Consider the following 11,665-nt stretch of genomic DNA (forward strand, 5'->3'; position numbering starts at 1 on the left):
AAACTCTCGTCGACGTGTGCGTTTACTTTGCAGCTCAAAGCCGCTGATCGATAGGCTGGTTTGTTTCATGTGTATTCAACGCAGTCTATGGCGTTCACGCTGTCAGGGTTTACAAGAAGGTTATGCAGATGTTCCCTAGGCAAACCATCGGCCCAGCCAACAACAAGACCGCGCGATAGGCCCTATCAACGACTTAGAAAATCCCAATTGGCCGAATCAATTGAATGTGCCTATCATTCCTCCTGTCCCGATTAATTTCGTTAACTGAAGGAGTTTCAAATGACTGCACACATCCGCCCCGAGATCAAAACCATCGCCAACCTCGAAGCTGCCTTTGCGGGCGAGTCGATGGCCCACATCAAGTACCGCTATTTTGCCAAGTTGGCCCGTGAAATGGGTGACGAAGAAACCGCCCGTACCTTTGAAGAAACCGCAGACCAAGAGGTCATGCATGCGTTTGGCCACCTCGACTTGCTTTACCCCAAAGCTACCATGACACCTGCCAAGGCTTTGCAGATTGCCATCGATGGGGAAACCTACGAGTACACCGAGATGTACCCCACGTTCCGCAAAACCGCCGAGGCCGAAGGCAATGCCGCTGCCGTGGCTGAGATGGAGGAGCAAATTGAAGAGTCCAAGGTACACGCGGCACAGTTCACCGCGACCTTGGTAAAAGCCCAAAAGCGGTTTGCCGCCTTGGCCAAAGTCGAAGAGCGCCATGCTAACCACTACCAAGTCCAGCTCGACAAAGTCAAAGCCGCTGCCTAAGTCAACACCAAATTAACTGAACCCAACAAAGGAAAAAATCATGAGCAACGCTAATTTCAAATCTTTCATCTGCATCGTTTGCGGCTTTGTGTACGACGAGGCCGCAGGCCGCCCAGAAGACGGCATTGCACCAGGCACCAAGTGGGCGGATGTGCCACAAGACTGGGCTTGCCCAGACTGCGGCGTGGCCAAGGCCGATTTCGAAGCCATCGAAATCTAAGGGCACACCATGACTGCACAACGTCACCTCGATGGTCCCGTGTTGGTGATCGGCTCTGGCCTCGCGGGCTGGTCGGCGGTGCGCGAGTTTCGCAAGCTCGACACCACCACACCGGTGGTAATGATCACAGCGGATGCCGGCGACTTCTACGCCAAGCCCGCACTGTCCAACGCTTTGGTGCAAGGCAAGGACGCTGCGCGGTTGGTCACCACGCCGGCTGAGAAGATGGAGGCCTCCTTGGGCGTCACCCTGTTGCAGCACACGCAAGTCACAGGCATTGATGTGCAGACCCAAGAGGTGCACACCGCCAGCAAGGGCGCATTTGCTTATCGGCAATTGGTGCTTGCCACGGGAGCGCAGCCCATTCGCCTGCGCTTGATGGGCAATGCGGCTGAAGAGGTGATGTCGGTCAATTCGTTGGATGACTATGCCGCGTTCCGTGCCAAGCTGGCACCGCAGGCGCGCGTGCTCATCATCGGTGCGGGGTTGATTGGCTGTGAATTTGCCAACGACTTGGCGGCGTCTGGCTATGCGGTGCAGGTGGTTGACCCCGCTGCCGAACCGCTGGCCGCACTGTTGCCAGCCGAGGCCAGCGCAGCCTTACGTGAAGCACTTGAAGACTTGCATGTGCATTGGCATTTCGGAACATCCGCGACGGCGGTGAATCGTGTCGACGATGCATGCGAGGTCACTTTTGCCAACGGCCAAACAGCCGTGGTGGATGTGGTGCTCAGTGCCGTGGGCTTGCGTGCCGATACTGTGCTGGCTCAAACCGCGGGCCTGGCCACAGAGCGCGGCATTGTGGTGAATGCGCAGTTGCAAACCAGTGCGCCCCATGCCCTATGTCATGCCCATCATGGCGGCGGCCAAAGCCCTGGGGCAGACCCTTGCAGGTATGTCCGTCGATTTGCAATTCGCGTTGATGCCCGTGGCGGTCAAGACACCGGCATTGCCCTTGGTGGTGGCAGCAGCATTGCCTGGAACGCAAGGCCGCTGGATGCAGGTGGAAGCCGGCATATGGCATTTTGTGGATGACCAGATGCAAGTGCGTGGCTTTGTGCTGAGTGGTGCCCAAACCGTGCGCCGAGCGGAACAGGTCAAGTGTGTGGCCGCTTAAGTTCGCTTTTGCGAATAAGTAAAAACCATCACCACTTGGGTACGCACATCCCCGCACAAATGGGGTGAGACAGATGCCTAAAATGAACACACAAGCTGAGGCGGTGCGCTTTGCAAAAGCACACCGCCTTTTGCGTAACAAGGAGATTTCAATGAGTTCCAGCCCATCACACAACAGCGCTGAGGCGCGCACAGAATTGCGTCGCGCAGCCCTTGAGTACCACGAGTTCCCGACCCCCGGCAAAGTGGCGATTCACGCCACCAAGCAATTGGTCAATCAACATGATTTGGCGTTGGCTTACTCACCTGGCGTGGCCGCTCCTTGCGAAGAAATCGTTAAAGATCCCAATAACGCATTCAAGTACACCAGCCGTGGCAACTTGGTGGCCGTGATCACCAACGGCACGGCCGTGTTGGGCTTGGGCGACATTGGTCCACTGGCCTCCAAGCCAGTGATGGAGGGCAAGGGCGTCTTGTTCAAAAAGTTTGCGGGCATTGATGTGTTCGATTTGGAGATTGACGAAAAGAACCTCGACAAGTTGGTGGACATCATTGCGTCGCTAGAGCCCACCTTCGGTGGCATCAACCTCGAAGACATCAAGGCGCCTGATTGCTTTTATGTGGAGCGTAAGTTGCGCGAACGCATGAAGATCCCCGTCTTTCACGACGACCAGCACGGCACCGCCATCACCGTGGGCGCAGCCATTTTGAACGGCCTCAAGGTCGCAGGCAAAGACATCAAAAACGTCAAACTCGTGACCTCGGGCGCAGGTGCTGCGGCGTTGGCTTGCTTAGGCCTGTTGCTCAAGATGGGCATGCCCCGCAAAAACATTTACGTCACCGACTTGGCGGGCGTGGTGTTTGAAGGCCGCACCGAGTTGATGGACGAAGACAAGATTCAGTTCGCCCAAAAAACAGAGGCCCGCACCTTGAATGACATCATCGAAGGCGCTGATGTGTTCTTGGGGCTGTCCGCAGGCGGTGTGCTCAAGCCGGAGATGGTCAAGAAGATGGCCGCCAAGCCCATCATCATGGCCTTGGCCAATCCCAACCCAGAGATCACGCCCGAAGAGGTCAAAGCCGTGCGCGATGACGCAATCATCGCCACAGGCCGCAGCGACTATCACAACCAAGTCAACAACGTGCTGTGCTTCCCCTACATCTTCCGTGGCGCATTGGATGCCGGTGCTTCCACCATCACGGATGAGATGGAAATTGCAGCGGTCTATGCGATTGCCGAGTTGGCTCAAGCCGAACAAAGCGAAGTAGTGGCCGCTGCTTATGCGGGCGAGACCTTGGCCTTTGGCCCTGAGTACCTCATTCCCAAGCCATTTGACCCGCGCTTGATGATGAAGATCGCGCCTGCCGTGGCCAAAGCCGCCGCAGACAGTGGGGTGGCCACGCGCCCGATTCAAGACATGGAAGCCTACATTGAGAAGCTGCAAGGCTTTGTCTATGCGTCTGGTTCCATCATGAAGCCGATTTACGCGGCCGCTAAGCGCGCCAGCAAAAAGCGTGTGTGCTACGCCGAGGGCGAGGAAGAGCGCGTCTTGCGTGCCGTGCAAATCGTGGTGGACGAGCGCTTGGCCAAACCCACCTTGATTGGTCGCCCTGCCGTGATTGCCCAGCGCATCGAGAAATTTGGCCTGCGCCTCAAAGAAGGCGTGGACTATGACGTGGTCAACGTCGAGCAAGACCACCGCTACCGCGATTTCTGGCAAACCTATTACAAGATGACCGCCCGCAAAGGCGTGACCGAACAGTTGGCCAAAATTGACATGCGTCGCCGCTTGTCGCTGATTGGCACCATGATGCTGCACAAAGGCGAAGTCGATGGCCTGATCTGCGGGACGTGGAGCACGCCCCTCACGCATTTGAAATATGTCGATGAGGTGATTGGCAATCGCAAAGGCGTGAGCACCTACGCCGCTATGAACGGCTTGCTGTTGCCCGACCGACAAGTCTTCTTGGTTGACACTCACATCAACTACGACCCCAGCGCGGAACAACTGGCAGAGATCACTGTGATGGCCGCAGAAGAAATGCGTCGCTTTGGCATCCATCCCAAGGCCGCTTTGTTATCGCACTCCAATTTCGGCAGCAGCGATCAACCCTCCGCCCTGAAAATGCGCGAAACCTTGGCCTTGGTCAAGAAAAAAGCCCCTTGGCTTGAGGTGGACGGTGAAATGCATGGCGACAGCGCCTTGGACGGTGCCGCGCGCATGGCTCACATGCCCGATACCACCCTCATTGGCGATGCCAACTTGTTGGTCTTGCCCAATTTAGATTCGGCCAACATTGCCTACAACCTGCTGAAAACAGCAGCCGGCGGCAACATTGCCATTGGCCCCGTGCTTTTGGGCGCAGCCAAACCAGTACACATCTTGACAGCCAGCACCACGGTGCGCCGCATTGTGAACATGACCGCCCTCACGGTGGCAGACGCCAGCGCAGCCCGCTGAGACTTGGCGCTTACACCAAATGAGTTAATTTGGGTTAAGTAACCCTTCAAGGCCCTTCCAGAAATGGGGGGCCTTGCTTTTTTGCTTCAAGTCGAAGACACTTATGGTTTTGAATTTCGGGTAAACCCGAACATAAAACAAATACTCCTTATGCCACTGCGTACCGTTAAAACCAACATCGTCCAGTCCATCCGCGCTTTCCGCGTTCCTGAGCTGCAAGAGGCCGCACAAGGCCTTGGTCACCACTTCTTATATGTCAATCTGGCGCAAGCCCAAAGCAAGCAAGACATCTTGGACATCATCTCCAAAGAGTTCAATTTGTCGGCGCAAGCCAGCAAGAACTTTGACTCACTGTATGACGGCATGACCGATCCCTTGCACAAGTCTGGCCCACAGCCTGGCTTTATCTTGGTGTTAGAGCACATTCCTGCCCATGCCAAGTTCGACAAAGAAGCGCGTGAGCAGCTGTTGGACATCTTCCGCGAAGCGGCTGACTATTGGTCTGATCGCAAAGTGGCGTTTCGCTGCTTTTACTCGTTCTCTGTGGCCCGTGCCCCCTCGGCTGAAAAAGCGGCAGGCATGTCATCCGAAGGCATCAAGTTGTTGGAAGAAGGCGAAAAGATGCCAACCGACAAGTTGGTGGATGTCTCACCCATGGCCTTGCGCATGAGCAGCCCTTTCAACGCAGGCTACTGGCAAACAGCGGCCTAAATGCCAAGCTGCTGCAATGCAGCGTTGACACAAAAACCCGTCGCAGCTCGCTGCTGACGGGTTTTTTATGCCCGTGTGTTTGTCCATGAGCTCACAGGCAAGGCCTGTTGTGGCAGGGACTTGTTGGTTCAGAGGTTTTGAACCAAGGCCACGTATTCGGCCACGGGTACCTCTTCGGCGCGGCGTTGCACATCAAAGTGGCCTGCAAAGTTTCGCCCCTCTAACCAGCGCCCCAAGGTGTGGCGCAACAACTTGCGACGCTGGCTGAACGCCACTTTCACCATCTCTTCCATGAGCTTGACATCAAGCTGAGGGGGTGTTGCCAAAGGCACCATGCGTACCACCGCGCTGTCCACACGGGGTGACGGGTCAAACGACGCGGGGGGCACAAACAGCACGTCTTCCATGGCGTAGCGCCATTGCAGCATCACGCTCAAGCGGCTGTAATCGCTGCTGCTGGGGCTAGCCACCATGCGGTCAATCACTTCTTTTTGCAGCATGAAGTGTTGATCCTCAATCACCGCCACATGCCCAAGCAGGTGAAACAAGATGGGTGAGGAGATGTTGTAAGGCAGGTTGCCCACCAAGCGTAATTTGGGAGCCTTCAAGGTGGCGGCCAACTGAGTGAAGTCCACGCGCAACACGTCGGACTCGATCACGTTCAGGTGCGGATGCTCACGCAAGCGTGTCGCCAAATCACGGTCGAGTTCAATGACATTGAGATGACCTAAACGTTCCACCAAGGGTTGGGTAAGCGCGGCCAAGCCCGGACCAATCTCAACCACCGGCTCACCCGCCTGTGGGCAGATGGCGTCGACGATGCTTTCAATGATGGCGCCATCGGTTAAGAAGTGTTGACCGAAACGTTTGCGAGCGATGTGTTTCAAGACGTGCTTTAGTTACTGAGGCGCATCGCGGTATTCGACATAAGCGCGGCCACGGACTTCTTGTGCCCAGAGTTGGTAGGTTTCATCAAATTTTTTCTCGCGCAAATGATTGCGAGCCATGTCGCGAAGTTCGCGTTCGCTGATGGATGCTTCGCGGCGTTCAAGCACCTGAAGCAAATGAACGCCAAAGCGAGAAACATTGGGGTCCGCGATTTGACCAGGTTGGAGCTGGTTCATGACTTCTTCAAACTCAGGCACAAACATGCTGGGCGATGCCCAGCCTAAATCGCCACCTTCCGCAGCGCTTCCGTCTTGCGAGTGTTCACGCGCGAGCTTGGCAAAGTCTGCCTTGCCCGCTTCAATTTGGCGTTTGTAGTCAGCCAGCTGCGCACGTGCGGCTGGCTGACTGAGTTGACCGCCTGGACGCAAAAGGATGTGACGTGCATGCGTTTGGGTGACGGTGAGTACGCTGCTGGCGCGTTTGGTGAGTAGCTTGAGTACATGAAAGCCTGCACCAGAGCGCACCATCGTCACATCCCCTACGGTTAAGCTTTTTGTAGCATCTACAAACAATGTGGGGTACTGGCTGGCTGCACGTAGTCTCATCAAACCACCTTTGTCACGTTCGGTACCGTCGGAGAACTCTTTGGCCAGACGCGCAAAGTCATCGCCACGTTTGGCATTTGCCAAAACAGTTTGCGCTTTGGTTTGTAACGCGAGTACTTCGGCATCAGTTGTTTTTTCAGGCACGGCGATCAAGATATGACCCAACTCAATGTCTGGGTTGGTGCCCATGCTGGCTGTTTGGCGTTCACGAATGGCTTGGTCAATTTCTATGTCACTGACTTTGATGCGACTTGGCACACTGCGGTCTGTCAGGCGTTGCAAGGTCAGTTGATCGCGCAAATTTTGACGCAAGCGCTCCACGCTTGTACCTTCGGCGCTGATTTTTTTATGTAGCGCTTCAACACTCATTTGGTTTTGCGCGGCCAAGCGTTGCTCGGCTTGGTTCACAGCGTCGTCTTCGATCGGGACGCTCAGTTCTTTGGCGTGTTGGAGCAATGCCTTTTCAACAATCAATCTTTCCAGCGCCGCCTTGAGCAGTGCCTCGCCCTCAAGGATCGGACGGCCTTGTTGTTTGAGCTGTTCGCGCAACTGTGGCGCTCGTAGGCTGACGTCGTGGTTCGTGATGGGCACCGAGTCAACGACGGCGACGATGAAGTCACGGTTGCTTGCAGGCGTTTGTGCCGAGATAGACACGGCCCATGACATCAAGGCCCACAAAAGGTAAGAACGGGGTTTTGCAAAGAGCATGGTCATCGTCAATCGTAATTGCCAAAACGGCTAGGGTTCATGGTCGGTTGGCGCAGAGGTTGGTAGCGCGGGACGTTGTTTCGCATAGAGCCCAGCGCATTCGTGCCGATCCGAGATAAGCCGACAAACTCGAGCTGGAACAAGATGCGTTGTCGCGCCAAACCATCGGCAATTTGCAAACGTTCAATCACGGTACGACTCAGCCAACATCCTGCATCGTATTCGAAGCCAACCACGGATTCGATGGCCTTCTTGTTAAGCATGTCATAGTTCACACGCGCCACGCTATACCAACGACCTTCGCCTAAGCCGCGACCTTGACCATCATCACCATCTGCGCCGCCCCACAAGTCGTGCAGTGGCCATTGCCAGCCCACGTCCAGTTGTTGCGAGACAGGGTTGGCCGATTCGTCGTTTCCCGTGCGCCATGCGGCATTGATCACACGGTAAGAGCTAGGGCTGTAACGTCCACCAACTACGCGGCGCATGAAATTGTTGGTTTTTGGGTTGTATTGCACGGTCGAGTCAAGCGCCCAAGCGCGTGAGAGATTCAAACTGGCTCCGGCCAACACGTCACTGATGCCGGCCTTGGCGGTGGGGTCATCGGGCAGGGTCACTTGTTGCTCTTGCATACGCAAACGCTGGGCGATACCAAATCGTGCGCCTTCAGCCCCCGTTTCTGGGTCAATGAAACGAGACGTGGCACCTACGGTGAGCAACTTGCTGTCAGAGATACGGTCATAGCCCCCAAAAGCGTTTTCGGTAAAGATGCTGGCAAAGTTGAATGCGTTGCTACCCGAGTCGTAGTTGGGCAAATAGTTTTGGTTGCGATAAGGTGTGTGGACGTAAAAAATACGGGGCTCTAAGGTTTGTATCCAATCACGGCTGAACAAACGGTTGTTGCGCTCAAAAGCCATCCCTGCATCCAGACTGAAAGTCGGCACACTCACGCTGGCACTGGTTTTGCCTTGGTGTGCGCCATAAAACGAGGTGCTGGGTAAGCCCCCGTCAAACTGATAACTACGTCCAAGCAATTGCAATTTGGGCGTCAAATAACCGTAGGGCGAAACAAAGGGGCGACTGAGTTGAACAATGGACACCGCCCGATCTGCGTTAGGTGCGCAGTTGCTATAAGTGGAGAGACTATGGATCGCCACATTGGCGCAATCGTCCGTTCGTACCGATGAGAACCGTGTGAAATCCCCATCTAGTCGGAAATCAAACCCATTGGCGATGTTAAATTTTTGCAAACTCGCCGTTATTTGAGGCAGTCGGTCAAATGGCGGCGTGATGCGGTTGAGTGGGTTCGCCAAGTCCTGCAGGGTTTGCCATTTCTGTGCACGCATACCTGTGGTCAGTGTGCCGTTAGTCCATGTCAGACCAGCGTCACTCGACAGCAAACGTTGCACACCTATCCCGTTGGTGATGGAAAAGTCCTTCCAGTAATCATCGTCGCTCACGCGGTTGACGCTCAGGTTGAGGCCCAAGCCGCCGCCTGCTAGGTAGGGGTCAATCAACCCCGTGTGTGCGAAGTTCGCTCCCCAGCGACGCGAGTCGTTACGCAGCAGATCCTTCTCCATGTAATCAAAGCGCATCACGCCTTGGAAAGGGGGACGCGGCGCGGCATTCTCTATGTAGCGAAACTCGGTGCCTAAATTAATGCCGCGTTTGCTCCAATACGTGGGATAGAACGTGACATCTCTGTTGGGTGCTAAGTTCCAGTAGTAAGGCTGTGTGTATTCCAGGCCACCAATGTTGTCGATGCCGATGTTGGGTGGCAGTAGCCCAGATTTGCGCTCGTCGTTGAGCGGAAACTCCACATCGGGAAAGGGCAAGATCGGGACGCCCTTGAAGCGAACCGTCGCCCCTTGCACCAAACCCACGTTGCGGTCGTTATCAATGGAAATTTTGTCGCCTTTGAAAAACCAGTCGGGAACCCAATCTGGCCCAGGCTTACGCTGGCAGGTGGTGAAGCTGGCGTTATGCATGACCGTATGTGCGGGGTCTACAAAATCAATGCGATCCGCACGGCCGTAAGCCTTGTTCTTTAAGAAGCGGTAGCTGGGCTGTGTGAAGAAACCTTCGAACGCATCCAGATGCAAGTCAAGCGCAGGGCCCTCGTAGACATTGCCAGATAAATTGATGTACACATTCCCGCGCGCTTTGGCGAAATCGTCGACTTGGTCGTAATCGACTTGATCGGCTTTGAGCAAAAGCTCGCCACGCCGCACGATCACTTGTCCATCGAGGACCGTTTGTTGATGGGTGCGCTCATTGAGCGTATTGCTTTGCAAATAGGTGGGTAGCTGTTTGCGAGTTTGCGGCGACAAACGCTCCTCTAACAAGCTGCTGGGCTTTAACACCAGCGGCGGTGCCTTGACGATTTGCGCTTGTACCCCTGCGCTCCCGCCAAGCGCGCCAACGATCAGCCAAGACAAGGCTCGAGTTTGGCGGTGAAAATCAAGCAACAGCATGAAAACAGGAAGACCTTCGATAGGGCGGCCCTTACAACAGAAGCCCGAAAAGTCGGGACTATTTGGGGCCGTTTGTAGAATTTAGATTATCCATGAGCACACCCTTTACTTCCCCGCCTGTGGGCACACCCCTCCAAGCCTCCATTGAATGGGCCCAGCCCGAGCGCCAAGTGGCTTTTCGCCAGTGGCTAGATGCCCAAGTCAGCGAGCAAGGGGTACGACCTGCCACCGTACGCGCCGCTTCAGCGGACGCCAGTTTCAGGCGCTATTTCCGTGTCGATACAGCCGACGGCTCGTGCATCGTCATGGACGCCCCGCCTGACAAAGAAAACTGCGAGCCCTTTGTACGCATTGCCCGTTTGATGCGCGATGCGGGCTTGTACGCTCCCCGCATCTTGGCCTGGGACGAACCGCAGGGCTTCATGTTGCTGGGCGACATCGGCTCACACACCATGATGGACGTCATCCAACGTGACGACCCACAGGCCAACCACGGCCTGTACATGCGTGCCGTCGATGCCTTGCTGGCACTGCAACAAAGCAGCCGACCCGGCGTGCTGCCCGCGTATGACGATGCCTTGCTTCAACGCGAGCTGTCGCTGTTCCCCGATTGGTACCTCACCCAGCACCGCCAGCTGAACATCGACAGCACCCAGCGCGACATGCTGGACAAGACTTTCCAGACCATCGTGAAACGCAACTTGGCCGCGCCCCGCGTGTATGTGCATCGTGACTTCATGCCACGCAATTTGATGATGCCGCATGACCCCAGCGAACAGCGCTTGGGCGTGTTGGACTTTCAAGATGCCGCCTACGGCCCCGTCACCTACGACATTGCCAGCCTCATGCGCGATGCGTTTTTGACTTGGGAGGAAGACTTTGTGCTCGACATCACCGTCCGCTATTGGGAGCGTGCGCGCAAATTGGGCCTGATGGACTTCGATGGCTGGCACAACGACTTTGGCGCTTTCTACCGCGCCGTGGAGTGGATGGGCCTGCAACGCCACCTCAAAGTGGCGGGTATCTTTGCGCGTCTCACCCTGCGCGATGGCAAGCCTAAGTACTTGGCCGATGCGCCGCGCTTCATCCACTACATCCGCGCCACCGCCAGTCGCTACAGCGAGCTCACGCCACTGCTGCGCTTGATCGACAAGATCGAAGGCACCGAACCTGCCATCAGCTTGGCCTTTCCTCGTTTGACCCCCAACGCGGGCGGACGGGCGTAAGGTGGCGCGCTTTTATTGCCCCATGCCCTTGGTGTCAGGCCAAGTGGTGGATTTACCCCCTACCGCAGCCCGCCATGTGCAAGTGCTGCGCATGCAGCCTGGCCACACCTTGACCCTGTTCAACGGCGAAGGTGGCGAGTTCAGCGCCGAAGTGCAACACATGGGCCGCAGCGATGTGCGTGTGGTGGTGGGTGCGCACCGCGGCGTGGAATGCGAAGCGTCGGTCCAAGTGCGCCTCGCTGTGGGCATGCCCGCCAACGAGCGCATGGATTGGTTGGTGGAAAAAGCCACTGAGCTGGGGGTGCACCGCATCACTCCCTTGATGACCGAGCGCAGCGTGATGCGTCTGACAGGTGAACGCGCAGAGAAAAAGCAAGCGCATTGGCAAGCCGTGGCCGCCAGTGCGAGCGAGCAATGTGGACGCAACCGCGTCCCCGTCATTGACATGCCCGAGCGGTTGGATGCGTGGCTGGCGCGACAAGTTGCA

10 protein-coding genes and 1 pseudogene are annotated in these 11,665 nt (G+C 56.1%); 8 read left to right on the forward strand and 3 right to left on the reverse strand.

Annotated elements, in window-relative coordinates; translation table 11 throughout:
- Positions 1-279 precede the first annotated feature (279 nt).
- The 6 genes and pseudogenes from RMS03_RS09575 to RMS03_RS09600 form a co-directional block, all read left to right on the forward strand.
- The gene (locus RMS03_RS09575) at positions 280-768 is read left to right on the forward strand and encodes a rubrerythrin family protein (RefSeq protein WP_310626842.1); all 489 of its coding nucleotides are present in this window, start codon (positions 280-282) and stop codon (positions 766-768) included.
- 40 nt (positions 769-808) lie between these two features.
- The gene (locus RMS03_RS09580) at positions 809-988 is read left to right on the forward strand and encodes a rubredoxin (RefSeq protein ID WP_310626843.1); all 180 of its coding nucleotides are present in this window, start codon (positions 809-811) and stop codon (positions 986-988) included.
- A gap of 9 nt (positions 989-997) precedes the next feature.
- Positions 998-2,023, forward strand: a complete 1,026-nt coding sequence (locus RMS03_RS09585; RefSeq protein WP_310626844.1) for an FAD-dependent oxidoreductase — start codon at positions 998-1,000, stop codon at positions 2,021-2,023.
- A complete protein-coding gene (locus tag RMS03_RS09590; protein ID WP_310626845.1) occupies positions 1,950-2,105 on the forward strand; it encodes a hypothetical protein in 156 nt (51 codons plus the stop codon). Before RMS03_RS09585 ends, RMS03_RS09590 begins: the two co-directional genes overlap by 74 nt.
- Positions 2,106-2,256: 151 nt before the next feature.
- On the forward strand, positions 2,257-4,566 hold the full coding sequence (locus RMS03_RS09595) for an NADP-dependent malic enzyme (protein ID WP_310626846.1): 2,310 nt from the start codon (positions 2,257-2,259) through the stop codon (positions 4,564-4,566).
- 150 nt (positions 4,567-4,716) lie between these two features.
- A pseudogene (locus RMS03_RS09600) lies at positions 4,717-5,106 on the forward strand (barstar family protein); the annotation flags it as partial.
- A gap of 299 nt (positions 5,107-5,405) precedes the next feature.
- On the opposite strand, the gene rsmA reads toward RMS03_RS09600, so the two are convergent.
- The 3 genes from rsmA to RMS03_RS09615 are packed head-to-tail and all read right to left on the reverse strand — an operon-like array spanning position 5,406 to position 9,952.
- Positions 5,406-6,164, reverse strand: coding sequence for a 16S rRNA (adenine(1518)-N(6)/adenine(1519)-N(6))-dimethyltransferase RsmA (gene rsmA / locus RMS03_RS09605; RefSeq protein ID WP_310626847.1), 759 nt, complete (start codon positions 6,162-6,164; stop codon positions 5,406-5,408).
- A gap of 12 nt (positions 6,165-6,176) precedes the next feature.
- The gene (locus RMS03_RS09610; protein WP_310626848.1) at positions 6,177-7,478 is read right to left on the reverse strand and encodes a peptidylprolyl isomerase; all 1,302 of its coding nucleotides are present in this window, start codon (positions 7,476-7,478) and stop codon (positions 6,177-6,179) included.
- A gap of 8 nt (positions 7,479-7,486) precedes the next feature.
- Positions 7,487-9,952: an LPS assembly protein LptD gene (locus tag RMS03_RS09615; RefSeq protein ID WP_310626849.1), complete on the reverse strand. Its 2,466-nt coding sequence runs from the start codon at positions 9,950-9,952 to the stop codon at positions 7,487-7,489.
- Positions 9,953-10,044: 92 nt separating this feature from the next.
- Here RMS03_RS09615 and RMS03_RS09620 point away from each other — a divergent pair, with 92 nt between their 5' ends.
- Positions 10,045-11,178: a phosphotransferase gene (locus RMS03_RS09620; protein ID WP_310626850.1), complete on the forward strand. Its 1,134-nt coding sequence runs from the start codon at positions 10,045-10,047 to the stop codon at positions 11,176-11,178.
- Position 11,179: 1 nt separating this feature from the next.
- Positions 11,180-11,665, forward strand: a 486-nt coding sequence (locus RMS03_RS09625) for a 16S rRNA (uracil(1498)-N(3))-methyltransferase (protein WP_310626851.1), incomplete at its 3' end; no start/stop codon positions are given.

This window comes from Limnohabitans sp., assembly GCF_031538885.1.
GTDB lineage: Bacteria > Pseudomonadota > Gammaproteobacteria > Burkholderiales > Burkholderiaceae_C > Limnohabitans.